Annotated in this window: 28 protein-coding genes; 23 read left to right on the top strand and 5 right to left on the bottom strand. The window is 62.6% G+C overall.

Features of this window, described 5'->3' with window-relative positions:
* Positions 1–17: 17 nt before the first annotated feature.
* The 19 genes from MJ639_RS03860 (at position 18) to MJ639_RS03770 (ending at position 14,972) form a co-directional block, all read left to right on the top strand.
* Positions 18–1,226, top strand: a complete 1,209-nt coding sequence (locus MJ639_RS03860) for a DNA circularization protein (protein ID WP_243368861.1) — start codon at positions 18–20, stop codon at positions 1,224–1,226.
* On the top strand, positions 1,226–2,329 hold the full coding sequence (locus MJ639_RS03855; RefSeq protein WP_243368860.1) for a phage baseplate assembly protein: 1,104 nt from the start codon (positions 1,226–1,228) through the stop codon (positions 2,327–2,329). The genes MJ639_RS03860 and MJ639_RS03855 overlap by 1 nt, the downstream gene beginning before the upstream one ends.
* Complete coding sequence (locus tag MJ639_RS03850; RefSeq protein WP_243368859.1) at positions 2,326–2,838, top strand: phage baseplate assembly protein V; 513 nt, start codon at positions 2,326–2,328, stop codon at positions 2,836–2,838. Before MJ639_RS03855 ends, MJ639_RS03850 begins: the two co-directional genes overlap by 4 nt.
* Positions 2,839–2,849: 11 nt before the next feature.
* Positions 2,850–3,404, top strand: a complete 555-nt coding sequence (locus tag MJ639_RS03845) for a phage GP46 family protein (protein WP_243368858.1) — start codon at positions 2,850–2,852, stop codon at positions 3,402–3,404.
* Positions 3,401–4,513: a baseplate J/gp47 family protein gene (locus MJ639_RS03840; RefSeq protein WP_243368857.1), complete on the top strand. Its 1,113-nt coding sequence runs from the start codon at positions 3,401–3,403 to the stop codon at positions 4,511–4,513. Before MJ639_RS03845 ends, MJ639_RS03840 begins: the two co-directional genes overlap by 4 nt.
* Before the next feature lie 4 nt (positions 4,514–4,517).
* Positions 4,518–5,141 (top strand): hypothetical protein, encoded by a 624-nt coding sequence (locus MJ639_RS03835; protein WP_243368856.1) that lies wholly within the window; start codon positions 4,518–4,520, stop codon positions 5,139–5,141.
* Positions 5,138–6,127 (top strand): hypothetical protein, encoded by a 990-nt coding sequence (locus tag MJ639_RS03830; RefSeq protein ID WP_243368855.1) that lies wholly within the window; start codon positions 5,138–5,140, stop codon positions 6,125–6,127. Before MJ639_RS03835 ends, MJ639_RS03830 begins: the two co-directional genes overlap by 4 nt.
* Positions 6,124–6,591 carry a tail fiber assembly protein gene (locus tag MJ639_RS03825; RefSeq protein WP_243368854.1) on the top strand — a complete coding sequence of 156 codons (468 nt, stop codon included), beginning with the start codon at positions 6,124–6,126 and terminating at the stop codon, positions 6,589–6,591. The genes MJ639_RS03830 and MJ639_RS03825 overlap by 4 nt, the downstream gene beginning before the upstream one ends.
* 10 nt (positions 6,592–6,601) lie before the next feature.
* Positions 6,602–6,961, top strand: coding sequence for a hypothetical protein (locus MJ639_RS03820; RefSeq protein ID WP_243368853.1), 360 nt, complete (start codon positions 6,602–6,604; stop codon positions 6,959–6,961).
* Positions 6,958–7,968, top strand: coding sequence for a hypothetical protein (locus MJ639_RS03815; protein WP_243368852.1), 1,011 nt, complete (start codon positions 6,958–6,960; stop codon positions 7,966–7,968). The genes MJ639_RS03820 and MJ639_RS03815 overlap by 4 nt, the downstream gene beginning before the upstream one ends.
* Complete coding sequence (locus MJ639_RS03810) at positions 7,969–8,436, top strand: DUF4376 domain-containing protein (RefSeq protein ID WP_243368851.1); 468 nt, start codon at positions 7,969–7,971, stop codon at positions 8,434–8,436.
* A gap of 65 nt (positions 8,437–8,501) precedes the next feature.
* Positions 8,502–8,909 (top strand): hypothetical protein, encoded by a 408-nt coding sequence (locus MJ639_RS03805; RefSeq protein ID WP_243368850.1) that lies wholly within the window; start codon positions 8,502–8,504, stop codon positions 8,907–8,909.
* Positions 8,910–8,912: 3 nt separating this feature from the next.
* Entirely contained in the window at positions 8,913–10,550 is a 1,638-nt protein-coding gene (locus tag MJ639_RS03800; RefSeq protein WP_243368849.1) for a hypothetical protein, read from the top strand.
* A 51-nt stretch (positions 10,551–10,601) separates the two neighbouring features.
* A complete protein-coding gene (locus MJ639_RS03795; protein ID WP_243368848.1) occupies positions 10,602–11,393 on the top strand; it encodes an N-acetylmuramidase family protein in 792 nt (263 codons plus the stop codon).
* 9 nt (positions 11,394–11,402) lie between these two features.
* Complete coding sequence (locus MJ639_RS03790) at positions 11,403–11,795, top strand: hypothetical protein (RefSeq protein WP_243368847.1); 393 nt, start codon at positions 11,403–11,405, stop codon at positions 11,793–11,795.
* Between the two features lie 30 nt (positions 11,796–11,825).
* Positions 11,826–12,194: a hypothetical protein gene (locus tag MJ639_RS03785; RefSeq protein ID WP_243368846.1), complete on the top strand. Its 369-nt coding sequence runs from the start codon at positions 11,826–11,828 to the stop codon at positions 12,192–12,194.
* A gap of 20 nt (positions 12,195–12,214) precedes the next feature.
* Positions 12,215–13,885 carry a hypothetical protein gene (locus MJ639_RS03780; RefSeq protein WP_243368845.1) on the top strand — a complete coding sequence of 557 codons (1,671 nt, stop codon included), beginning with the start codon at positions 12,215–12,217 and terminating at the stop codon, positions 13,883–13,885.
* Positions 13,873–14,445 carry a nucleoside/nucleotide kinase family protein gene (locus MJ639_RS03775; protein ID WP_243368844.1) on the top strand — a complete coding sequence of 191 codons (573 nt, stop codon included), beginning with the start codon at positions 13,873–13,875 and terminating at the stop codon, positions 14,443–14,445. Before MJ639_RS03780 ends, MJ639_RS03775 begins: the two co-directional genes overlap by 13 nt.
* 275 nt (positions 14,446–14,720) lie before the next feature.
* Positions 14,721–14,972 (top strand): hypothetical protein, encoded by a 252-nt coding sequence (locus tag MJ639_RS03770; RefSeq protein ID WP_243368843.1) that lies wholly within the window; start codon positions 14,721–14,723, stop codon positions 14,970–14,972.
* 282 nt (positions 14,973–15,254) lie between these two features.
* On the opposite strand, the gene MJ639_RS03765 is transcribed toward MJ639_RS03770, so the two are convergent.
* The 5 genes from MJ639_RS03765 to dctP form a co-directional block, all read right to left on the bottom strand.
* A complete protein-coding gene (locus tag MJ639_RS03765) occupies positions 15,255–16,121 on the bottom strand; it encodes a shikimate dehydrogenase (protein ID WP_243368842.1) in 867 nt (288 codons plus the stop codon).
* 5 nt (positions 16,122–16,126) lie between these two features.
* Complete coding sequence (locus tag MJ639_RS03760) at positions 16,127–16,570, bottom strand: type II 3-dehydroquinate dehydratase (protein WP_243368841.1); 444 nt, start codon at positions 16,568–16,570, stop codon at positions 16,127–16,129.
* Between the two features lie 28 nt (positions 16,571–16,598).
* Positions 16,599–17,900, bottom strand: coding sequence for a TRAP transporter large permease (locus MJ639_RS03755; protein WP_243368840.1), 1,302 nt, complete (start codon positions 17,898–17,900; stop codon positions 16,599–16,601).
* Positions 17,897–18,415, bottom strand: a complete 519-nt coding sequence (locus MJ639_RS03750; RefSeq protein WP_243368839.1) for a TRAP transporter small permease — start codon at positions 18,413–18,415, stop codon at positions 17,897–17,899. The genes MJ639_RS03755 and MJ639_RS03750 overlap by 4 nt, the downstream gene beginning before the upstream one ends.
* Positions 18,416–18,502: 87 nt before the next feature.
* On the bottom strand, positions 18,503–19,495 hold the full coding sequence (gene dctP, locus MJ639_RS03745; protein WP_243368838.1) for a TRAP transporter substrate-binding protein DctP: 993 nt from the start codon (positions 19,493–19,495) through the stop codon (positions 18,503–18,505).
* Between the two features lie 197 nt (positions 19,496–19,692).
* Here dctP and MJ639_RS03740 point away from each other — a divergent pair, with 197 nt between their 5' ends.
* The 4 genes from MJ639_RS03740 (at position 19,693) to MJ639_RS03725 (ending at position 23,254) form a co-directional block, all read left to right on the top strand.
* Positions 19,693–20,361: a GntR family transcriptional regulator gene (locus MJ639_RS03740; protein WP_243368837.1), complete on the top strand. Its 669-nt coding sequence runs from the start codon at positions 19,693–19,695 to the stop codon at positions 20,359–20,361.
* On the top strand, positions 20,358–21,038 hold the full coding sequence (locus MJ639_RS03735; RefSeq protein WP_243368836.1) for a GntR family transcriptional regulator: 681 nt from the start codon (positions 20,358–20,360) through the stop codon (positions 21,036–21,038). Before MJ639_RS03740 ends, MJ639_RS03735 begins: the two co-directional genes overlap by 4 nt.
* Positions 21,039–21,097: 59 nt before the next feature.
* Positions 21,098–22,984 carry a bifunctional sugar phosphate isomerase/epimerase/4-hydroxyphenylpyruvate dioxygenase family protein gene (locus MJ639_RS03730; protein ID WP_243368835.1) on the top strand — a complete coding sequence of 629 codons (1,887 nt, stop codon included), beginning with the start codon at positions 21,098–21,100 and terminating at the stop codon, positions 22,982–22,984.
* A 105-nt stretch (positions 22,985–23,089) separates the two neighbouring features.
* Complete coding sequence (locus tag MJ639_RS03725) at positions 23,090–23,254, top strand: periplasmic nitrate reductase, NapE protein (protein ID WP_243368834.1); 165 nt, start codon at positions 23,090–23,092, stop codon at positions 23,252–23,254.

Here is a 23,254-nt window from a genome sequence, read left to right as displayed (position 1 = left end):
TCTTCAAGAGGCTCCTCATGAGTGACCCGACGCGCTCGCTCTTCCGGGCGAGCTTCAAAGGTATTCCGTTCTGGGTCGAGCAGGATGGAGAGGAGGGCGGTCGCCGCCTCGCCATCCACGAGTTTCCGATGCGGGACGATCCTTTCATCGAGGATCTCGGCGAGGCGGCGCGGCAATACGACGTGACCGCCTATGTGATCGGCGACTCCGCGTCGCCTGAGGCTGCTGGGCTCGTGGCGCAACTCGCCGCCCGCGGGCCCGGCCTTCTGGTGCTGCCCACCTATGGGCCGCTCATGGCCCGATGCCTTACCTTCAAACGAGATTGGTCGAAAGACCGGCTCAATTTCATTGCCTTCAATCTGCGCTTCGTCCGCGAGGGGGCCGCTTCGGCGCTCGCCTCGGTCCTGTCCCTGGCGAACCTCGTGTTTCTGGCCGTCGACGCCTTGGCCTCGGCGGCTTCCACCCGAGCGGTGCGCGCCCTCAAGGTGCAGCGCCAGCCCGATCATGTCGCGGCGGCGGCCGTGGAGGAGTTCCGCAACGTGGTCTCGCTGGTCGAGTCCGTGCGGCTCTCCGCATCCATCGATCAGGCCACCAGTGCGAGCGTGCGCGATGAAATCGATGCGCTCTATCGCGAGGCGCCGGTTCTGATTTCAGCATCCAACGGCGCCGCCGCCGATCTCGGCGAGCGGGTGTTTTCGGTGGTTCGCCGGATCGGCGATGCGGGCGATCCGAACCTGCTCGCCGCCACCTTCGGCGCGCTCGCCGACGATACCTTGCCCGAGGCGGTACCGTCTGGCGCAACGGCCAATGCCCGGCAGGCTCAGGTCAACCGGGCATCCATGCTCCAGATCGGCCGGCTTGCCTTCCTGGCGGCCTATGCGGAAGCCGTGACCCGGGCAACCTACCCGAGCCGCCGCGAGGGGATCAGCGCGCGCGCTGACCTGGCCGAGCGGTTCGAGCGGGAATTCTCCCAGGCCAACGGGGCGGAGAACGCCGAGCTCTATCTCGCCCTGCAGGATCTGCAGGGGCGCACGGTGGAATACCTCACACGCATGATCGTCGATCTTGCTCCTATCGTGACGGTTCAGGCGGCCCGCTCCATGCCTTCGCTGTATTGGGCGTGGCGGCTCTATGGCGATCCTTTGCGGGCGACGACTCTCGCCACGCGTAACAAGGTGCGCCACCCGTCCTTCATGCCCAATACATTCGAAGCGGTGTCACGCTGATGCTCGATTACGGCTGGATGTACGGCGCGGCGACCGATGTGCGCGGCGCGCCCGAGATCGTCACCGTCATGGTGGGATCGGACCGCTACACCTCCTGGAAGCGGGTGCTGATCAGCGCCTCGATCCGGGAGGCGGCGCGTTCCTTCCACCTCGAGGTTGCGGCGGAGACCGGTGCCCCGGCGACTGCCCGCCAATTCAAGGCCGGCGCCGAGGTGGACATTTCCGCCAACAACGATCGCCTGCTGATCGGCTATGTCGACCGGTACCAGCCGAGAATCGAGGCCGGGTCGGCGGGCATCACCATCACCGGTCGCTCAAAGGCGGCCGATCTCATCGACAGCTCCGCCGTTCACAAGACGGGGCGCTTCAAGCAGAAGACCCTTGTCGAGTTCGGCAACGAACTCGCCCAGCCGCACGGCGTCAAGATCATCACGGATCAGACGCTCGCGCCGTTCGACCACCAGATCACGCCCGGCACGACCGTGTTCCGGGAGATCGAGAAGAAGGCGCGCTCGGAAGGCCTGACCCTGATGGGCGACGCCGACGGCAACGTGGTCGTGACCAAGGCGGGCACGAAGCGCCATGCCGGCGGGATCTTCGAGGGCAAGAATCTCAAGATCGGAGAGGCGGACCACAATTGGTCGAACCGCTTCGGAAAATACATCGTGCGCGCGCAGCGAACCACGGGCCACGGGGCCGACAGCCTCGAAATCGAGGCTCTGGCCCGCGACGCCAAGGTTCGTGGCAATCGCGTGCTGGTTGTCGTGCAGGACGACGACTCGGATCATCGGCGCGCTAAGAAACGCGCCAAGGGACGGCGTGATCGTTCCGCCGGAGCGGCGCTTTGCGTCAACGTCACCCTGCCGGGTTTCCGCGATGAAGCGGGGGTGCCCTGGACGCCGGGATGGCTGGTCTGGACCGAGAGCCCTTATCTCGATGTTGCCCAGGACATGCTCATCGAGGATGTCACCTACGGCCAAGATGAGCAGGGCTCGCTCACGCAGCTCAAGCTCGTCGATCCGCGCGCCTATGACGGCAAGAAGAGCAAGGGCAACAAGTCCGGCGATGATTGGGACATGGACGACAGCGAGGCCGAGGGATGACCCAGGACGAGATGGATGCCGCGATCCGCACCATGATCCGGCGTGCGACTCTCGTCTCGACGGACGACGGCGGCAGCCAGCAGAAAATGAAGCTGAAGGGCTTGAGCGGCGAAGAGATGGAGGACGTGGTCCGGATCCAGCATTTCGGCGAGTCGAGCGTGCCGCTGCCGGGCTCCGAGGCAATCATGCTTTCTCTCGGCGGTCGCACCGACCGGGCCGTGGTGATCGGCTTCGAGCACAAGGACCACCGCCCGACCGGATACGCGCCGGGCGACAAGGTAATTTACGACGGCCACGGCAACATCATCTCCCTGGTGCAGGCGCAGATGCGGATCGTGCATGCGAGCCGGATCGAGATGAAGGTCGGCGGGGTTTCGATGACGATGACCGCTGATGGCATCGCCTTCACTGGCGGCGAGGTGACCCACGACGGCAAGCATATCGACGCGAGCCACATCCACGGCGGCGTCGTTCCGGGCGGCGGCACGAGCAGCGTTCCGGCCAACTGAGCGAGGCATTCATGGATATGCGTGTGCGGATTGCCGAAGGGCAGGACGAGCAGCCGCTATTGCTGTGGGACACCGTGTGGGATCCCGTGGAGGGTCGCGCCGATTGGGCGCTGGCCGATCCTTCGGAAAAACACAACGCCGGCGGACTTCGCGCGCTGACGGCGCTGGAAACGTCGGTCATTCTCTGCCTCTTCACCGACAAGCGCTGCCCTGAGAGCCACCCCCTGCGGTGGCTTGCAGGCGATGATCTGCGCGGCTGGTGGGGCGACGGCATCGACGTGCGCACAGACCTCGGCGAAACCGAGATGGGCTCTCTCCTGTGGCTTCTGGAGACCGCCCCGCTGCGCATGGACAACGGGCCAGTCAACATTCCGCTCTGGGCGGAAACTTTCGCCGTTGAGGCCCTGCAGCCGCTGGTCAACCAAGGGGCGGTGGTGCGCGTGGAGGCGGTGGCGACACCGCGCCCTGAAGCCGCCCGGCTCGATCTCGACATTAAACTTTTCGGCCGTGATCAGCAGCAGATTTACGAGCGCCGCTTTGAAGCTGTGTGGAAACAGAGACAATGACGTTTGCCATTCCCCCCTTGCCGGATCTGCTCAACCGCGCCCGCCGTGCCTTCAAGAGCAATCTCAAGGGAACGGATGCGTTTCTCTGGCCGAACAACATCGGCCCGACGGCAAAAGTAATCGCCGGGATGACGCACGAGGTCTTCGGCTATATCGACTATGTGCAGCGCCAGAAATTCGCGATCACGGCGGATTGGGAGGGGCTGCTCGAGCACGGCGAGGAGTTTGGATTGCCGCCGCATCCTGCCGATGCGGCGCGCGGCACGCTCCTGGTTACCGGAGAGGCCGGCTTTACCGTCGCTGCCGGGGCGGTGTTTCGCCGTGGCGATGGTGTCCTGTTCAACGCCCTGGAAGGCGGCGCGGTCCTCGGTGGCGGCACCGTTGAAATTCCGGTGATCGCGCAGCGGGGCGGTAAAAGCACATCGACCGAGAGCGGAACTTCGTTCGCCGCAGTCTCCGGGGTGGATGGCGATGTTTCCGCCGAGGCCGCAACCGGAGGCCTTGTCGGCGGACGCGATGCGGAGGATGTGGAGAGCTACCGCGCACGAATCCTCTTCCGCAAGCGCAACCCGCCGAATGGCGGCAAGGCTTCGGATTATGTCATCTGGGCCAGTGCCATTCCCGGCGTGACCCGTGTCTTCGTCGAGAAGGGGTGGTCCGGCGGGGGCACGGTCAGGATCTTCCCCCTGATGGAAGACACTTATCCGAACGGCATCCCGCCGGCGGATGAACTCGAGCGCATCGCGGCTCATATTCGGACGCTCGAGCCGTCCGGGGCTATCTCCACGGTGGCAGCGGCGCAATTGCTGCCGGTGGACGTGGAGATCGGCGATGTCGAGCCGCTGAGCCCGGCGGTGGAGAATGCCATCGTGGCCGAGATCCGGGAGATGTTCCGGCGCAGGGCACGGGTGGCGGGCGCAAACGAGCCTCATCCCTCCATGCCCTATCTCGCGACGCCGTTCTCATTTTCGCGGTCGTGGGTGTCGCAGGCTGCGGCGAACGCGCTCGACGAGGAGCGGCACACGCTGGTCCTGCCGAGTGCGGATCTCACGGTTCCGCGCGGCCACCTGCCGGTCTTGAACAACATCTCCTTCACGCACGGGGCCTGACACTATGATGCATTGCCCGACGCGCGACGAGATCGTGCAGCAGGCACTGCCGTTGCTGCCGCGCGGCCGTGCCTGGCAGACGCATGAAGGCGGGCCGCAACCGGGTTCGGTGCTCTACCGCTTCTGGCTTGCGGTGGCGGAACACTTCGAGTTCGTGAACCGCCGCATCTGCGACATCTACGCCGAGTTCTTCTGCCGGACCGCCAGCGAAACGCTCGACCTCTGGATGGCCGAGTACGGGCTGCCGGACCCTTGCGACCCGTATGCGGATCTTTGCGCGCGGGTCGCGGCCTATGAGGGGGCGCGCTGTGAGGATTACGTCGCGGCTGCCGCCCGCAACGGCTGGGTGATCGAATGCGCAAGCGATCCTCCATGCGGCTCCTATGCGGGTGCTGCCTATGCGGGTGAGGCCGTTGCCGGCGGTGCATCCGTCGGCGGCGTGCTGCAGATCCGTGTCTTTGTGGATCGTTCCCCGGCCTTCACGGGCGGTGTCCAGACGCCGCCACTTGCGGGGCTTCTGCAGGCCGGCCTGCCGCTGGCCTGTGAACCCGATATCTCTTCGCTGGTCTGCTTGCTCGAGCGGATCGTCCACGCCCACCTGATCATTCAATACGAGATTGTCGCATGACCGACCTGCTTGGACCCGCCGGATCGACTCCGAACGTGACGACCGAGCGCCCGACCGATTACCGGATCTTCGGCGCCGACGATACCTGGATCAAGGATTGCACCGATCCGGTCGCCAAGGACGGCACGCCGCTGATCGCCCCATTCTTCAACGGCGTGCTGGCGCAGATCCGCCGCGCGATCCGTGGCATGGGCGTCGCGCAGGACAACGCCGATGACGACATGCTGCTGAAGGCCATTCAGCGGGCGTCCACCGGGCGCGTATCAGAGGCGGATGCGCTCCTGGCGCAACAGGCCTTCCCACACATGCTGACGCCCGGCAACGTCTTCACCATCACAGCTTCCGTCGGGCAGATCATCATTGCCGATAATCAAAGCTGGGCCTGGCGCGGTGTTAAGCTGTTCAACACCAGCCAGGTCGCGTTGTCCGACCGTACCTTCCCGCTGCTGCCGAACAAGACCTATCATCTCTGGGCTTATCCCCCAGGCTTCGGCGACGCCACCCCGTCGGCGAATTATCCGTATGGGCGGTATGCCTGTAAGGATGTGCAGAACGTGGTCTACAATCCGACGGCCCTGCCGGAGGAGAATGAGGCCTTCGACGGCACGCGCGATGCCATGCTGATCGCGCGCATCGTGACGAATGGCGCGAATGTGCCGTCCATCACCTATCTGCCCAATCGCGCGGTTCTGTATGCTTCCGTCGATCTTGCGACCGTTCCGGTTTCGATCGGCAACAACGCCTATCAGGCAAGCTATTCGGTGACGCTGAACTGGCCCCGCAAGCCGCAGATGAAAAGCGGCTACGGCTACGTCTACACCACGTCGCCGCTCACGGCGGTGGTCAGCGGTGGCGCCAACCGCGTCACCAGCGAGACCTTGACCCGCTACGGTTTCGCCACCTCGGTCTTCACGGACTGGGACAGCACGCCGGGCGGCTTCGGCGCAGGACTTGTCAGCGAATACAGAGGGGCATTCTACGCATGACGACAGTCAATCATGACGGCGATCTCGTGTTGGGCTTCCAATACGGCGATGCCGCCGGTCCATCCTTGCCGCCGGAACTTGCCGGCGTCCCGGCCTCACGGTTGCGCATTGTCGACGGCGTCGTGATCGACGTCGCCGATCGTCCGCGCTTCTTCATCGATGAACATGGCCGCAAGCATGCCGTGCAATCCTCGCCCGAATGGCAGGACCTGGCCTGCGCCTGGGATGATGTTCTCGCCATGGACGGCGCAACATGGCGCGTGGCAAAGCCCGAGGATCGGGAACGGGCGGCATGGGACGCAGTGCGGCAGCGGCGCGATCAGCTTCTGAGGGCCTGCGACTGGACGCAGCTCGCCGACGTCCCGAAGGCGACGCGCGAGCGCTGGGCCGCGTATCGGCAGGCCTTGCGCGACATTCCGCAAACCTATGAGAGCCCCGCCGCCCTCGCGTGGCCAGAACCTTAAGGATCCGCTCATGGCGACCGAAGACGATCTGCCGCCTGTCGTGCTGACGACGGACTCGGCGGGGGGCTTTCCTTTCACCTGCAAGAATGCGCTGTCCAGTGCTCCGATTCCGATCACGGATTGGACCTTTCAGGGGCATATGCGGGCGACGGAATCGAGCGCGGTCATCGCGGCGAAGCTGACCTCTCCGGGCACGATCTCGATCGTGGACGGTGCTGCGGGCAAGGCGCAGGTCCTGTTCCTGCCAGAGCACACCAAGCGGCTTGCGCCTGGCCGATATGTCTTCGACGTGTTCCGGGAGACGCCCCTGCCTCGGCAGCGGCTCTTCCGTCGTGAAATCATTCTCAAGCAGGCGATCACCCGGCCATGACAGATCCGATCACGATTGAATTTTCGGGCGGCTCGCTCGTGGGCCCGGCTCCCGATCACGAGGTGGACGTCGAGAATAAGCGAATTCGCTGGCGGCAGTCGGATGGAAGTTGGGGCGAGTGGCTGACCGCTCCTGCGGGGCCTTCTGGCCCGAAGCCGACCATTCTGCCCGGCACTGTCTCGACGCTGGCGCCCGGTTCTCCTGCGACCGTGACGGTGACAGGTGATGCGCCGGACTTCATGCTGCACTTTGGGATCCCTCAGGGCGCGACGGGGCTGACCGGGCCCGCCGGCACTTTCGGAATGATGAAGGCCCCGCCTGCGCTTGCCTATGTCAACGCGACGACCATTACCATCGCCGCGGGAACGTGCCGGGACGAGCTCGACGCCGTGACGCTCGTCAATCCGGCGCCGTTCAATATTGCTCTGGCGGGCGGCCCCGCATCGGCTCACCGCCATGTTCTGTTCGGCTACAATGGCAGCGGCAATCCGGCGGCCGTGTTTTCAACGACCAACGCGTTGCCGGCTGGCTGGCAGGCCTACCGCCGGATCGGGTCGATCCGGACCGATGCGAGCGGAAACATCCTCCAGTTCGTCCAGAGTGGCGACCGCTTCATCCTTGCGGCGCCTGTCCTTGATGCGAACTATGTCAACACCGCCCCGACCTCGGCAACGCTGATCAGCCTGACGGTGCCGCTCGATGTGGCGGCGACCGCGCTCCTCAGTGTCCAGAACTATCGCAGCGGCGGTTCACCGGCCGTGGATGTGTGGTGTCCTCTCGTCGCGAGCGACAGGACGGTTGCCAATCCCGGCGGCAACCCGACCCCAGGCACGTCTTCCGTCGCCGGCGCGATTGCCACCAACGGAACAACGACGGCGGCGGTCGTGGTCGGCGCCGATGTCGACACCAACCTCGCGGGGCAGGTGTATATCAAGGCGCTCGGCGCGACCGCTTCGCTCGGATTGTGGACGCGCGGCTGGATCGACCGGCGCGGGAGGGACAAGTAAATGCCCTATGTTGAAAGAGACGCCGGCGGAAACATCGTCGGCACCTTCGCTAATCCGCAACCGGGCCGGGCCGAGGAATGGGTCGATGCAGTCGATATTCCGCTCGATCTTCCTGCCTATGCGGCGCAGCGACGGTGGGAGATCGAGACCAGCGGCATCACGGTAAGTGTTGCGGGCGAGCCTATTCCGGTCTCGACCATGCGGGGCGATGATCGCGATGCCCTGCAAAGCACTTACACGGCGATCAAGGATGGTCTCCGGCAGGACGGTGCCACCTTCAAGTTCGCAGATGGCAAGCCGCGGCGGATGTCGAATGCCGACATGCTCACCGTCATTCTTGCCGCGCTCACCCATGTTCAAGCCTGCTTCAACATGGAGGGCGATTTGCTGACGAATATCGAGGGCGGATCGATCGCCACAGATGCTCAGATCGACGCCGAATTCGCGACGATCCCGATTTCATACTGACGCGACTTCGCCGCTGTATTCGAGCCGCCCTCCGGGCGGCTTTTTCTTTTCAAGCCGGAGTGCCCATGGCCGCGCCGCTGTATTTCAACTCCAAGTCCTCGTGGCGCATTCGGATGCGCATCTACGATGTGAATCCGGTCACCCGCGTGCGCATCGGTCCGCGCGACCTCACCGGCGATCTGATCGAACTGACGTGGCGTCTGCTGGACCCCGCAACGCTCGGGCGCGCCAATGCCGCCCTCGGCGAGATCGTGGCGCAAGCCTCGACTGCCGACAGCTCCATCACGGTCGATGGCGATCCGAAGGACGGTTACGTCATCGTCGATATTACGCCGGAGCGGCGCGTGGCTTCGGCCATGGCCGATCTCGTGTCGGATGCGACGATCGTGGCGGATGTCTTCGCCACGAAAGACAGCGGCCTCCGCGAATGGTGCCGCCCGCGCCTCGTCGCGACTCTTTCTCCAGGGACATAGCCCATGGAAGATATCGAGCTTGAGGCTGTGCCTTACGAGACGGCTGAAGTGGAGGCGCTCGAAGCCGGGCGAACCGTGGAGGTCACGGTTGGTGGCGGCGCTGCCATTGACGACCGCGTTATCAGTCCCGAGACCGCTTGGTCGTCGCAGCGGACAAATGAAGAGATCGAGGCGGTTCGGGGCAGCATTCCGGATCCTGTCATGGGGCTTCCGGCCCTCTCTGCCGGCGGAGTGGTTTTGTCGATTGATGAGACGCCATTTGGGCTTGTTCCCTATTGGCGGCCGGACCGCCTGCCTGGCCTGCGTCTGATCGATGAATATGACATCACCGTCTCGGGAACCTATCCTAAGGACCCGCGCGGTGTTTTCTTCGACTTCGATGGCGTCGGCGCCGCCGCTGGCGGAGGGTCTGGAGCCAATGGAGACAGCTCCGCCCCGCGATCAGGCGGCGGTGGAGGGGCGGGGGGAACTCCAGCGCGAGAGCAGCTTGTTCATACAAGCATGCTCGCCGACTCCTGGTCCGTCACCATCGGAGCCCCAGGGCTTGGCGGTGTAGGTGTTCTATCCGGTAACGGCAATGCTGGAACGTCTGGCGGCGATACATTCATTGTCTTGGCCCCGAACTGGGTTCTTCGGGCGCCGGGTGGGCTACCTGGGGCTGGGGGTACGACAAACGGCGCAAGTGGAGGCGGTACCCGCTCTATCGGTCATCAGTCGCAATACCAGAACTCGGGCGGTGGCGCTTCGCCCGCAGCTGGCAATTCTGGCGGCGCAAATCAGGTAGGCTCTTACGCGCCTGGTGGTGGTGCTGCTGGTGCTGGTCTCGGCACAACAATGACAGGCTCGCTCGGCAGCAATGGGGGCGCGGCATTCAAGGGACAACGCGGAAATTGGGGCGCTGTTGTCGGCTCGCAAGGCGTTACTGCGGTGGGGGCGCCGGGCAACAATTTGGGCTCCAACGGTGGAGACGCCATAGATCCGGATCCTGGGCACTATGGTAATGGCGGCGGCGGCGGCGGCGCCAATCCCAACACCGATGGCGGCAAGGGTGGCAACGGTTCTGCGCCAGGCGGCGGCGGCGGCGGCGGCGGCGCGGCTCGCCCCGGCAAGAAATCAGGGGACGGTGGCAATGGAGCTCGCGGCGGCATTCGCGTCCGTGTCTACGGCTACGCACCGTTCGACAGCCCTGTTGTTACTGTCTCGCCTGCGGCGTTGTTGCTGGCAATCTCCCAGGCGGCTGTCGCTGCCCCGTTGATCGAGGCACGGCGCTATCAGGTTCTTGAGAATGAAACCGGTCGCAAGGTGAACGTCATTCATTGGGACGGTGAGAGCGTTCTCGGGCCGCTTTATGACGGCTACACGGTTGAGCCGGATGACGGGTCTCCGATCTGGATTCCACCTCCTGAACGCGCGTCACTATCCGACTGGCGTATCGCGCTGCATCTCATGGGCCGGTTCTTCGATGTCGAAGCGCAGGTCGAGGGGGCGCGCGCAAGCGGCTCGATTGAAGGCGCTATCGCTTGGGAGCGGTTCAACCGAGCGAACCACGTCTATCGTTCGGAACTGCTGTCCTTGGCGGAGATCTATGGCTTCACGCCAGAAGAGGTGGACGAGAGCCTGAGACTCGCGGGACCCGATTAACAGAGGCCGCCCACGGGCGGCTTTTCCTTGTCACCACAGGACGAGATCAATATGACCACGGAAAACACCGGGGATGCCTTCGCGCGCGCTGTTGCGAGCGGCTTCAGAGGGGCGGCCAAGCGGCTCGACGATATCGATCTGCCGCGCATCGGCCATCGCATCGGCGTCGGCGAGGACGAGATCCATGCCTTCATGGATGTCGAAACCCGAGGCAGCGGCTTTGATGAGCAGGGGCGCCCCAAGATCCTGTTCGAGCCGCATGTGTTCTATCGCAACCTGTCGGGTACGAAGCTCGATACGGCGATCCGTCAGGGGCTTGCCTGCAAGTCCTGGGGGCAGATTCCCTACGGCAAGGAATCCGCGCAATACGGCAAGCTCGAGAAGGCGCTGCGCATCGACGAGACCGCGGCCCTCAAGGCGTGCTCGTGGGGTCTGGCGCAGATCCTCGGCGAGAACCATCTCGACGCGGGCTATGACACCCCGCAGAGCATGGTGCTGGCCTTCATGGCGGACGAGGAAACGCACCTTGATGCGATGGTCTCCTTCCTCATCGCCAATCGTCTCGATGACGATCTGCGCGAGCATCGATGGGAGGCGCTCGCGCGCGGCTATAACGGCCCCGGCTATGCGAAGAACGGCTATCACCTGAAGCTGCCGATCGCCTTCGAGAAATGGCGGAAGATCAGGGACACGCCGTGGTCGCCGGAGGCTCCGCCGCCCGTTCAGGTTCCCCAGATTCCGGCAGCGGTCACCATCAGCACATCTGCGCTTGTCGGCGCGATCCTCGCGCTCGCCGCCGTTTTCGGCATCGACCCCACAACCCTCAAACAAATGATCCCCTAGGAGGCCTCCATGGCAGCACCTGCTCTTGCCACCATTCTGCCGAAGCTGATCTTCGGCGCTGTCTTGGATACGATCCAGGACAGCATCAAAAACCCGGCCATCCCGCTGGAATCGAAGCTCCCGGCCCAAGTGTCCGCCGCGACGGCGCGGGAGATCGTCGAGAGGGTGCAGCAGACTCCAGAGATCCAGCATCTGCAGAGCACGGAGGATTTCTTCCGCTCGCGGGCGAACTGGTCGACGCTCGTGTCACTGGTCGCGCCCGCCGTCGCGCTGGCTATCGGCTACAACATCCCGGCCGAGTATCAGATCGCAGCCGGTGCCTTGTGTTGGTATGGCGGCAATCTCGTGGCCGCGTATCTGTCGCGCCGTGCCCGCACGGCGACGAAGCCGCTCTTCTCCTAAAACCCTTCAGATAACAAGAAAGGGGCGGCGATGGCCGAGCCTGCAACCACCATCATGGGCGTGAAAGCCGCCTCCCTCGTCAGTTCGGCCACCGGCGGCGCCGTGGCGGTCATCCGCACCCGCGGCCCCTGGTGGCTACGGCTTGCCAGCGGGTTCTCAGGGGCCGCCGTGTCCTACTATCTCACCCCGCCGCTGACGCCCGTCGCGATCCGGGTGATGGAATGGGCCACGGCGCATTTCCTGAACGCCGCCATCGTGCTCGACGAGGCCAGCGTGATGGCGGCGCTGGGCTTCTTCATCGGCACGACCGGTCTCGAGCTGCCTCAATTACTGGTGAACCTGATCGGGGGCAAGCGTGCGCTGCCGCAGATCAAACCGCCATCGCAGCCTGGGGCCTGATTCCTCAACGACGGTAAACCATGAAACAACACGGCAGAAAGCCTGTTCAGGGGCAACACATCGCGCCCGCCGTCGAGGCGGAGCTGGAGCGTCGCATTCGAGAGCAGCCCGAGATCCCCCCAGCGCATCACGCCGATGCGCTGGGGGTCGGGCGGCGATCAGCCTGGCGCATCAAGAAGAAGATCGCGGACGGGCGGGGTGGGGCGTCTGTCACGGGCGTGGCACCGCGTTCCACCATCATCGTGCCGGCGCGCGTGCGCCGCTATCTGGTCACGGCAGCGCAGAATGCCACCGAGATTCATCGCGGCTTCTGGTCCAACCTGCACGCCTATGCGTCGGCGCTCGGCGCCGAGCTCCTGGTGGGGCCCTTTACCTACCAGCTCGGCCTGTTCGACGAGCATGGCCCGCGCCCGGAAATGTTCAGCCCCGAGCTGGTGCCTTATCTGTCGCGCAAGCGCATCGAGCTGGGGCCGCTGGTGTTCATGGCCGATATGAACACTCTGCCGACCGCGTCTCGTCCGATCTCGGACCTCGTCACCCATGCCCGCGGGCATTGGGGCCTCGTGCCTCACGCCAAGCTGCAGCTGCTTTCCGTGGCGGGCGTGCGGAACGGGCACGCCTCGCAGGTGATGACCACCGGCTGCGCCACGGTGCCGAACTATACGGAGCGCAAGGCGGGCGTGAAGGCCGCCTTTCACCATGTGATCGGGGCGACCATCGTCGAGATTGACGAGCGCGACAGGGTGTTCTGCCGCCAGATCAATGCCGCGCCTGATGGGTCGTTTCAGGATCTCGATACGATGGTGTCGAATGGCATCGTGTCGCGCGGCCATCGCATCGAGGCGGCCACCTGGGGTGACATCCATGTGCGCAAGCTCGATCCGCTGATCGCGCGCGCGACCTGGGGCTATGATCCGCTGACGCGACGGATGGAATCCTCCGATTCCATTGTCGACGCGCTGCGCCCGCGCTTCCAGTTCTTCCACGACCTGCTCGATTTCGAGGCCCGCAACCCGCACGAACTGAAGAAGGACCCGCTGCACGTCTTCGAGACCCATGTGGCGGGCCGCGACAGCGTCGAGGACGAGGTCCGCGAGGCCGTGGGGTTCCTGCGCGCCGCGGAGCGGGACTGGTGCAAGTCGGTGGTGGTGGAATCCAATCACGACCGTTTCCTGGACCGTTGGCTCGATTCCCTCGGCGGCGGCGGGTATCGCCAGGACCCCGTCAACGCGGAGTTCTTTCTCGATATGGAGCGGGCGCGCTTTGCCGCCCGGCGCGTCGAGGCGACCCGCGATCCCCTTGACGACGAGGCGGAGCGCTTTTCCCTGTTCCGTCATGCCCTGGCGACCCGGGATACAAAAGGGCTCGCCGGCATCGCTTTCGTACCCGAGGGTGGTTCCTTCGAAATCTGTCAGGGCGTGGGCGCCATCGAATGCGGCCAGCACGGACACCAGGGGCCGAACGGCTCGCGTGGCTCGGCGGTTTCGCTCAGCCGTGTCGCCCGCAAGATGAACACGGCTCACACCCACACGCCGACGATCCTCGAGGGGATCTATATCGCGGGCGTGTCGGCGCGGCTCAATCACGGCTACAACACCGGACCCTCGTCATGGATGCAGGCGCATACTCTCACCTATCCGAACGGCAAGCGGACCCTGGTAACGTTCCAGGACGGCAAATGGCGGGCGTGAGTCCGCCGCGCCTCATCGGCCTGATGGGCTATGCCGGTGCGGGAAAGAGCGAGGTGGCCAAGCGCCTGCGGGACCGGCACGGTTTTCTCTCGCCGCATATCATCCGCCCTGTGAAGGCAATGATGGAGGGGTTGCTCCAGGAGATCGGCTATGACGCAGAGACGATCGCCCGCTATGTCGACGGCGATCTCAAGCGCGCGGTGATCCCGGAACTCGGTGTCACGTCCACCTTTGCGCAGCAGACGCTGGGCACCGAGTGGGGGCGGAACTGCATCCGCCCTGATCTGTGGCTCTCTTTATGGTTGCGTAAGATCGAGGCTGCTCTACTATCAGGCGCAAGGATCGTCCAGGAGAGTGTGCGGTTCAAGGAGGAGGCCGAAGCCATCCGGGCTCGGGGTGGCGTCCTTATCGAGATCCGCCGACCGGGTGTCGGCCCGCAATCGGATCACGCCTCGGAGATCCTGCCGGGTGTGCCCGATCTGGTGATCGAGAACGAGGCTTCCATCGCGGCGCTCCAAGTCCAGGTCGACCGCCTTATGTCCAGTGTTGATCTCTCTTGACTTTTGCCCACCTTGGCGACACCGCCAAGGTGGGCTTTTTTGTGTTCGTGCGCCTTGATCCACAACAACCCACACCCCCCTTTTGCTGCGACATTCTGACCGATACTTAGGCTGTAACCCTGAATTTCCAAGGGTTTTTGACCGCCCCGCAAAATCGCAAGATTGCTATGCAGCGGGCTAGAATATCGTTCTATTGACGATCCCCCCTGTTTATATGGTCTACTTTTGTTCTCATAACCAAATATTAATTGGGATCAATCATGGGGCAGGCAGACATGACGTCTATTCGCTACACTGTTCATATTGGCGCCGAAGGTGACATTTGTGCCGTCGCCCCGGTCTGCTCGGCGTCGGACCTGACATTGGCGCGGGCTGCTTATGAACGCGCCGCCCGGGTCTATCCTTGGATCAAGGTGTCATTGCACGGCCCGACCGGAATCATCGCCTCGACCTCGCCCGCTGGCCGGACAGAGGTGGTGAATGGGGCGACTTTCAGCCTGCCGCCGATGTCGTCTCTGGCGAGCTAAAATGGCTCGTCGGATGTTCCCGCAAGCAACCACCCACGAAAGCACTCACGTTTTCAAGTGTGGATAAAATAGATCAATTGGAACATGAGCTTATCTGTCAGGGCTATCGGTCTGGGGGACTAGGGGTCGGAGGTTCAAATCCTCTCGCTCCGACCATTCTTTCCTTGAACTTTTCGGCAGTTTTACCCCCTTGCTCTCAAGCTTCAGTATGACATCTGCCTGCCAAATGGGTTCCTAGGCTGCTCATCCGGCTTTGCGATGACCGATTCCGAGGCGCCTGGGCTACATCTCGCTGAAATGCCGGAGCATGCGGTCTGCATCCGGTTCCAATCCCGTAAAGAGCCGGAAAGCGCCAACGGCTTGAAAGACCGCCATGCCGCCGCCGGACATGGTGCGGCATCCCCTGGCACGCGCTTGGCGCAGCAATTCCGTCTCCAGCGGGAAATAGACGATGTCGGCGATCCACAAGGGAGGCTGGAGCATTTCGGCCGGAACGGCCATGCCGGGATATTTCGCCATACCGAGAGGCGTCGTGTTCACCATGCCATTAGCCACTGCCATGGCCTCCGCCACGCCAATGCCCTTTGAGGCGCGCCCCTTTCCGAACCGCTCGGACAGCGCAGCTGTGAGGCTCTGAGCGCGAGACTCATCCGTGTCGATGATAATGATTTCACCTGCGCCCAAAGTCAGCAGCGCGTGAGCCACAGCCGCGCCTGCGCCACCGGCGCCGAACTGGACGACGTGCGTCATCGGAACATCGGCCAGTTCGCGCCGGAAGCTCTCGGCAAAACCCCACCAATCGGTGTTGTGCCCGATGCGTCGACCATCCTTGAACACGACCGTGTTCACGGCCCCAAGCGCTTGCGCATCGGGAGACAACTCATCGAGCAGCGGGATCACCGACTGCTTGCACGGATGGGTGATGTTGAGGCCTGAAAAACCGAAACGCTGCGCCGCCGTGAGGATTTCGGGAAGCGCGCCTGCATCGAGACTCAGCGCATCCAGATCGATCAGTTTGTAGACGTAGCGAAGACCCTGTTCGGCTCCCTCGCGCTCATGAAGCGCGGGCGTGCGCGACGCCTGAATCCCGGTGCCGACGAGGCCCACGAGGATTGAGGAAGGAAGCCCTGATGAGAGATCATTCGCCATAAGGGTCAGGATCCGGATTGGCCGTTCATCTGAAGGATCGATTGCACGGCGACCGTGTAGCCATTGGTGCCAAGGCCCGCGATGACGGCCGTCGCCACGGGGGAGACATAGGACTTGTGGTAAATCGGCTCACGCTTGTGGATGTTCGAGATGTGCAGCTCGATGATGGGGCCGGGAAACATCTTCAAGGCATCCATGATCGCCATGGAGGTGAAGGTGAACGCAGCAGGATTGATGATGATCCCGCTGCCTTCGTCGATGGCTTCATGGACCCAGTCGATGATCTCGTATTCGCGGTTCGATTGCCGGAAGACGATCGGGTGACCTGATGCGGAGTCCCGGCACATTTTCTCGACCTCGGCCAGCGTCGTGTGGCCGTAGATTTCGGGCTCCCGGGTTCCGAGGCGATTGAGGTTGGGTCCGTTGAGAATGTAGATCGGCTTGCTCATCGGTATCTGTCTCTGAAAGGGAGCAGGCTCACCCCTGGTAGCCGAAAAGGCGCGGCAGCCAGAGAACGGTTTCGGGCACGAAGGTCATGATTGCGAGGGCTACGATCATGGCGAAAAGGAAAGGCATCGTGTCACGCACGATGTCGCGCAGAGGCTCGCCCGAGATGTTCGCCATGATGAACAGCAGTAACCCATAAGGCGGTGTAATCAGGCCGAGCATGATATTGACAACGACCACCACGCCGAAATGCACGAGGTCGATGCCGAGCGCCTGCGCGGTCGGAATGAAGACCGGCACTACGATGAGCAGAATGGCTGTTCCCTCCAGCACGCAGCCCAGCAACAGCAGCAGGACGTTCACAAAAATCAGGAAGCCGACCGGCGAGAGGTTCCAACTTTCGAGCAGCGCTTTCACGCCTTCGGGAATGTTCTCGACGGTGATGACATAGTTGAACACGAGGGCACCCGCGATCAGCATGCCGATGGATGCGGTGGTTCGGGCGCTGATAGCAAGCGACTGGTAGAAGCTGCGCCAGCTCACGCTGCGATAAAGGCCCGCCGATATGAGCAATGCATAACCCGCCGCAACGGCGGCGGCCTCTGTGGGTGTCATCGCGCCGCTATAGATGCCACCGAGGAGAACGACGGGCATCATGAGGGAGGGGAAGGCATCCCACGTGATGCGCGGCAGCTTGCGCAGAGGCACCGGCTTTTCAACCGGGAGGTTTCTGCGACGAGCAGTAATGGCCACGATGATCATCTGGCTCAGGGCCATCAGCAGGCCCGGAACAACACCAGCCAAAAAGAGATAGCCAATTGATGCGTCCGACACGAGGGCATAGAGCACCATCGGGATCGAAGGAGGAATGATTGGGCCAATGACGGATGAAGCCGCCGTGAGCGCCGCCGCATAGCTTCCCGTGTAGCGTCCATCACGGGTCATCATGGCCTGCATCATTCGGCCAGTGCCGGCGGCGTCCGCAATGGCAGAGCCCGACATGCCTGCGAAGATGATGCTCTGCAGGATATTGACCTGGGCGAGGCCACCGCGGAAGCGGCCGACCAGCGCGTTGCAGAACATCATGAGGCGGTCGGTCATGGAGCCGATATTCATGAACTCGGCGGCAAGAATGAACAGCGGCACCGAGAGAATGACGTAGTTGGAATACATGCCGTTGAGCAGCTGCTCGGCGGCGGTTCCCATATCGAGGCCTGCCAGGAACAGGTACAGGATCGAGCCTGCGATCATCGAATGGCCGATGGGCAGGCCGAGAAAGGCGAGGGCGGTGATCGCGACGAGCGAGATCGAGAAGGGGCTTGTCAGGTTCATACGCCGGAACTCGCTTTGGTGGGATCGAATTCATCCGGCGCCACGCCTCGCATAGCCTGCCAGGCAATCCAGATGTAGCGGATGATGGTGGCGACGGCAAAGACGATGTAAATCGAGAACAGCCAATCGAACCTGATCTTGAGATAGCTTGTCCGCTCCACCTTCATGAAGGTCACATAATCGACGACGGCGGGCAGCGAGATGGAATAGAGGGCGATCAGCGCGAAGGCGCTGATGAGCGCCATCACGCGGCGGGGCTTGGGGCCGACGGCGCCGTAAATAATATCGAAGCGGATTTCCTCTTTCTCCGTGACGACGAAGGCCGCGCCGAACAGGACAAGCCAGAGCCACAGGACAACGCTGATTTCATGCGTCCATCCAATGGGAAGGCCTAAGAGATAGCGGAAGGCGATCTGCAGGAGGAAGGCCGCGAACATCGCGGCCAGCATGGCGGCTGCGAGGTTTTCCGCGCGGCGCGCAAGCCACAAGCCGATTGCCCGCAATGATGAATTCATGAGAGCGGCTCCCTTCCTGAAGAAGGCGAGAGAGAACAATGAAGACGGCGGCTGCCGGACGTATGCGTCCGGCAGCGGTGATGCGCATTACATCGCGTTGATCTTGTCGACCATGCCGGCAGGCCAGCTCTTCGCGAGATCAGAGGCAAGATATTTCTTCTGCGCGAATTCGCGGAAGGCTTTCAGGTCAGGCGTGTAAACGTCGAGACCTTTCTCCTTGAAGAAGGTCGCGAGTTGCGCCTCCTGCTTCAGGTGTTCCTGCGTGCTCCACTCGATGGCCTTGTCGGCCGCGGCCTGGAACGCGGCCTGCTTCTCGGGCGACATGGCATTCCAGACCTTGTTGGACACGGCCAGAACGTCGAAGCCGACGAGATGCGAGGTCAGCGCGATCTGCGACATGACTTCGTAGAACTTCATGTTCTGCACGTTCGGCAGCGGATTGTCCTGCCCGTCGATAGCGCCTGTCTGCAGGCCCGTATAGACCTCCGCATAGGCCATCGGCGTCGGATTTGCGCCGAGCGACTGACCGAGGAACTGCCAGGCATCGCCGCCGGGCATGCGCAGCTTGATGCCCGCGAGATCCTCAGGCTTGTTGATCTTCTTATTAGGCTTCAGGCCCACATGGCGTGCACCGAAATAGGTGGGGCCGAGAATGTGGATGCCGAGCTTGTCGGAGGCCATCTGCTTCAGCTGTTTGCCGACATCGCTGGCGAAGACCCTCTTCAGGTGGTCGGCATCGCGGAAGAGATAGGCCGAGGTGACGATCGACCATTCGGGAACCTGGTTCGAGATGTCCTGCGGGGCGATGTTGCCCATCTCGAGATTGCCGCGCTGCATGGCGACGAGTTCGGTTCCCTGCTTGAAGAGGGTGCCGCCGTAATAAGGCTGGAGGTTAAAGCCCTGGGCTTTCAGCTCTTCGCCGAACTGCTTCATCATCCCGGCTCGGATATCCTGCTCCGAGAAGACGGCAGAGAATCTCAGGTTTGCAGGAGCTTGAGCGGCAGCAGGCTCAGCCATGCCGTAGGCCAAAACGGCCGCGCCTGCGGCCATCAGAATACGCCGATTGATCTTAAGTCCCATGGTTTCCTCTCCTTCAGATTGTCGCGCTCTGTTTTGGGCGTCGTTGCGGAAACTATCTGTCCCGACGATTTCAAAATCAATAGGCATTTTTAAAAACATCTGATATTTTATGTTTCAGCATATGATTTGAGCTCTGCCAGAAGGTGGAGTGACCTTGGAGGTTGGTTCATGCCGGCTCAAAGCAGGGCGTTGGCCCCATGAGCATCGAACTGGTGGCGGCATCCATTGCGGATCGCGCCTATGACCGGATTCGTGCCGACATCGTGTTCGGTCGCTTGAATCCAGGCCTCCGGCTCCGGCTGGATGGGATGGCGACCGATTACGGCACGAGCGTCAGCACCCTGCGGGAGATCTTAAGCCGGCTCTCGTCGGAAGGACTCGTGGTGGCTGAAGGTCAGCGTGGGTTTCGCGTCGCTCCCGTGTCGCCTGCAGGTTTCGAGGACGTCGCGGCGATGCGGCTTCTCCTGGAGACTTATGCACTGCCGATGTCCTTTGCCGCTGGCGACCTGGAATGGGAGAGCCGCGTGGTTGCCGCCCATCACAAGCTGGCCTTCATGGAGCGGCGGATGTTGACCGGAGACCAAACGGCGACGGAGCTGTGGAAGCGCTATGACCGCGAATTTCATCAGGCCCTCATCGAGGCCTGCGGATCCCAGACCCTGCTCGATCTCTATGGCGGCGTCTTCGACCAGTACCTCCGTTATCAGATGGTCGCGGTCGTGTTTCGTGGCGAAATCGCCGCCAAGGAGCATCGGTCGCTGCTCGATTGTGCGCTCGCTCGCGATGCCGATGGCGCCTGCGCAGTGCTGAACCAGCATGTGAACGGATGTGTCGCCTACACGCTTGAGAGCGGAGCATTGGCATGATCGATGATGTTTCCGTAGCAGCCCAGCCTTCCACGATTGGCGAAAGCGCTTATCAGAAGATCAGATCCGACATTATCTTCGGCCGTCTGCCTCCCGGCAGAAAGTTGAAGCTCGAAGGCCTGAAAGCCGGTTACGGCGCAAGCGTCAGCACCCTGCGCGAAATCCTGAACCGACTTCACTCCGAGCGGCTGGTAGTGGCCGAGGGACAGAAGGGTTTCGAGGTGGCTCCCGTCTCCATCGCAAATTTGCGGGAGATCGCGGCGCTGCGGCAACTCCTTGAGTGTCGGGCGCTGGAGCAATCATTCAAGGCTGGCGACATGGAGTGGGAAGGCCGCGTCGTCGCTGCCCATCATCGGCTTGCTCGCATGGAAGAGCGGATGGCTGAAGGTGACAGGTCCCAGACCGAGGAATGGAAGCGCTACGACTGGCAGTTTCACCAAGCCCTCATCTCCGCCTGCGGCTCGAAGATGCTCATCGACAACCATGCGGCGGTTTTTGATAAGTACCTGCGCTACCAGATGATCGCCTTGAGCTATCGTGGCGACATTGCCGCCAGCGAGCATGTCGAGTTGATGGAATGCGCCCTGAAGCGGGACGCGGCGCGCGCCTGCGAGGTGCTGACACGCCACGTCGCTGGCGGCGTCGAGCATGCTCTCGCGACCGGAACGATCAGCTAAAACAAGAAGGAGCGGCAAAAGGCTCCCAGACTCAATAAAGAGGAAACGGACCCACGAGGATGCGTACAGCCATTGCCACCGTCTGCCTGAGCGGTACTCTGACCGAGAAGATCGAGGCCATCGCGGCCGCGCAGTTCAAGGGTGTTGAGATCTTCGAGAACGATCTTCTCTCCTTCAACGGGACGCCGGCCGATGCGCGGCGCATGATCGAAGGACTTGGTCTTAAGACGATCACGTTCCAGCCGTTCCGAGACTTCGAAGGAATGCCGGAGCCGCAGCGCTCGAAGGTCTTTGCCCGGGCCGAGCGAAAATTCGATGTGATGCAGGAGCTAGGCTGCGATCTGCTGATGATCTGCAGCAATGTCTCTCCCGACTCTCTTGGCGGGATCGAGCGGGCGGCTGCGGATTTTCACGAACTCGGAGAGCGTGCCGCCAAACGCGGCATGCGCGTGGCTTTCGAGGCGCTCTCCTGGGGGCGTCATATCCACGATTACCGCGATTCCTGGGAGGTCGTACGACGCGCGAACCACCCGGCCGTCGGTCTCGTGCTCGACTCTTTCCATATTCTCGCGCGCGGAACGGACCTGTCCGCCATCCGCTCCATTCCAGCGGACAAGATCTTCCTCGTGCAGATGGCCGATGCGCCGAAGCTCGATATGGATTACCTGTCCTGGAGCCGCCATTACCGCTGCTTCCCAGGGCAGGGCGATCTGCCTATCGACGCCTTCATGGATGCGCTTGGCGCAACAGGGTTCGATGGGCTCCTTTCCCTCGAAATCTTCAACGACCGCTTTCGGGCGGGCTCCGCGCGCAGTGTCGCCGTCGACGGGCAGCGATCGCTGCTTGTGATGCTCGACGAGTTGCGGCGGCGGACGGGAGGGGCTCTGCCCAACCAGCTCGCTCTTCCTCCTAAGGCCACATGCACAGGTGTTGAGTTCGTCGAGTTTGCCGTCGATGAACGCGGAGCAGGCGGATTTGAGCGCATTCTTTCCGGTCTTGGATTTCAGAAGGCCGGTCGTCATCGCTCGAAAGCCGTCACGCATTGGCGCCAGGGAGACATCAACATCGTCGTGAACGCGGACAAGGAGGGGTTCGCTCATTCCTTCAACATCACGCACGGCACATCGGTCTGCGCTCTGGCCCTACGAGTCGACGATGCGCCTGGAACGGTGAACCGCGCCACCACGCTTCTGGACCAGCCGTTCCAGCAGCCTGTCGGGCCCGGCGAAATGAATATCCCGGCTGTTCGTGGCCTGGGCGGCAGCCTTTTGTATTTCGTGGATCATAAGACGGGGCTGGACCGGCTCTGGGATGTCGACTTCGAATCGACCGAGGTGAGCGACTTCACCGGTGCGGGACTGGTCTCCATCGATCATGTGTCCCAGTCGATGCATTACGAGGAAATGCTGACCTGGCTGCTCTTCTACACCTCGCTCCTCGATGTGCGGAAGACGCCGGTTCAGACCGTCATCGATCCGGGAGGCGTGGTGCAGAGCCAAGCCATGGAGACTTCCGACGGTTCGCTCCGCCTCATTCTCAACTCTTCGCAAAGCCAGCGCACTCTGTCCTCACGCTTCCTTGTCGAGCTCTTCGGCTCGGGAGTGCAGCACATCGCGCTTGCGACGGACGACATTGTGGCGACGGTTCAGCGCCTGAGAGCGAACGGTATTGATCTCCTGCCCATTCCGGAGAATTATTACGACGATCTGGAAGTCAGAACGGACCTTTCCGCCGAGGATGTGGAGCGACTGCGGTCCCAGAACATCCTGTACGATCGTGAGGGTGGAGCCGAGTACTTTCAGGCCTACACGAAAACACTCGAAGGCGGCTTTTTCTTCGAGATCGTGGAGAGGCGCCGCTACCAGGGTTATGGAGCCGTGAATGCTCCCATACGCCTCGCGTCCCAGACACGCCTGACAGCAGAACCCGTGCCGCCAGGCCTTTGATATTCGGACGAGAATAGGAAGAGCAGGAGAAGTTGTCTTTCGAGTGGAACTGACGACGAGGCTGAAGCGTTACCGTTAAGCTGAAGTCCATCCGAGCGCTCAAGAATGCGACAGAACCTCTCGGAAACCGGCAGCAGGCGGCGGGAGACGCTTACCTTCCTCATTCTAGCTGTCCTGATCTGGCCGTTCATTGCCGTTGGCGTGGTTGCCGGCTGGGGCTTTCTCGTCTGGATGTACTACCTGTTCACCGGCCCCCCCGGTCCAGTCTGA

The organism is Microvirga solisilvae (assembly GCF_022808595.1).
Taxonomy (GTDB): Bacteria; Pseudomonadota; Alphaproteobacteria; order Rhizobiales; family Beijerinckiaceae; genus Microvirga; species Microvirga solisilvae.
Note: the sequence above shows the minus strand (reverse complement) of the source record. Positions and strands in the feature narration are given on the sequence as shown.

Coding starts and splice junctions, on each gene's coding strand:
- MJ639_RS03730 (WP_243368835.1), top strand. CDS start 21,098: ATGCGTACAGCCATTGCCACCGTCTGCCTGAGCGGTACTCTGACCGAG.
- MJ639_RS03830 (WP_243368855.1), top strand. CDS start 5,138: ATGACCGACCTGCTTGGACCCGCCGGATCGACTCCGAACGTGACGACC.
- MJ639_RS03725 (WP_243368834.1), top strand. CDS start 23,090: ATGCGACAGAACCTCTCGGAAACCGGCAGCAGGCGGCGGGAGACGCTT.
- MJ639_RS03775 (WP_243368844.1), top strand. CDS start 13,873: ATGGCGGGCGTGAGTCCGCCGCGCCTCATCGGCCTGATGGGCTATGCC.
- MJ639_RS03810 (WP_243368851.1), top strand. CDS start 7,969: ATGCCCTATGTTGAAAGAGACGCCGGCGGAAACATCGTCGGCACCTTC.
- MJ639_RS03750 (WP_243368839.1), bottom strand. CDS start 18,415: ATGAATTCATCATTGCGGGCAATCGGCTTGTGGCTTGCGCGCCGCGCG.
- MJ639_RS03735 (WP_243368836.1), top strand. CDS start 20,358: ATGATCGATGATGTTTCCGTAGCAGCCCAGCCTTCCACGATTGGCGAA.
- MJ639_RS03795 (WP_243368848.1), top strand. CDS start 10,602: ATGACCACGGAAAACACCGGGGATGCCTTCGCGCGCGCTGTTGCGAGC.
- MJ639_RS03790 (WP_243368847.1), top strand. CDS start 11,403: ATGGCAGCACCTGCTCTTGCCACCATTCTGCCGAAGCTGATCTTCGGC.
- MJ639_RS03770 (WP_243368843.1), top strand. CDS start 14,721: ATGACGTCTATTCGCTACACTGTTCATATTGGCGCCGAAGGTGACATT.
- MJ639_RS03860 (WP_243368861.1), top strand. CDS start 18: ATGAGTGACCCGACGCGCTCGCTCTTCCGGGCGAGCTTCAAAGGTATT.
- MJ639_RS03785 (WP_243368846.1), top strand. CDS start 11,826: ATGGCCGAGCCTGCAACCACCATCATGGGCGTGAAAGCCGCCTCCCTC.
- MJ639_RS03780 (WP_243368845.1), top strand. CDS start 12,215: ATGAAACAACACGGCAGAAAGCCTGTTCAGGGGCAACACATCGCGCCC.
- MJ639_RS03825 (WP_243368854.1), top strand. CDS start 6,124: ATGACGACAGTCAATCATGACGGCGATCTCGTGTTGGGCTTCCAATAC.
- MJ639_RS03800 (WP_243368849.1), top strand. CDS start 8,913: ATGGAAGATATCGAGCTTGAGGCTGTGCCTTACGAGACGGCTGAAGTG.
- MJ639_RS03760 (WP_243368841.1), bottom strand. CDS start 16,570: ATGAGCAAGCCGATCTACATTCTCAACGGACCCAACCTCAATCGCCTC.
- dctP (WP_243368838.1), bottom strand. CDS start 19,495: ATGGGACTTAAGATCAATCGGCGTATTCTGATGGCCGCAGGCGCGGCC.
- MJ639_RS03815 (WP_243368852.1), top strand. CDS start 6,958: ATGACAGATCCGATCACGATTGAATTTTCGGGCGGCTCGCTCGTGGGC.
- MJ639_RS03805 (WP_243368850.1), top strand. CDS start 8,502: ATGGCCGCGCCGCTGTATTTCAACTCCAAGTCCTCGTGGCGCATTCGG.
- MJ639_RS03855 (WP_243368860.1), top strand. CDS start 1,226: ATGCTCGATTACGGCTGGATGTACGGCGCGGCGACCGATGTGCGCGGC.
- MJ639_RS03765 (WP_243368842.1), bottom strand. CDS start 16,121: ATGGCGAATGATCTCTCATCAGGGCTTCCTTCCTCAATCCTCGTGGGC.
- MJ639_RS03850 (WP_243368859.1), top strand. CDS start 2,326: ATGACCCAGGACGAGATGGATGCCGCGATCCGCACCATGATCCGGCGT.
- MJ639_RS03740 (WP_243368837.1), top strand. CDS start 19,693: ATGAGCATCGAACTGGTGGCGGCATCCATTGCGGATCGCGCCTATGAC.
- MJ639_RS03840 (WP_243368857.1), top strand. CDS start 3,401: ATGACGTTTGCCATTCCCCCCTTGCCGGATCTGCTCAACCGCGCCCGC.
- MJ639_RS03820 (WP_243368853.1), top strand. CDS start 6,602: ATGGCGACCGAAGACGATCTGCCGCCTGTCGTGCTGACGACGGACTCG.
- MJ639_RS03835 (WP_243368856.1), top strand. CDS start 4,518: ATGATGCATTGCCCGACGCGCGACGAGATCGTGCAGCAGGCACTGCCG.
- MJ639_RS03845 (WP_243368858.1), top strand. CDS start 2,850: ATGGATATGCGTGTGCGGATTGCCGAAGGGCAGGACGAGCAGCCGCTA.
- MJ639_RS03755 (WP_243368840.1), bottom strand. CDS start 17,900: ATGAACCTGACAAGCCCCTTCTCGATCTCGCTCGTCGCGATCACCGCC.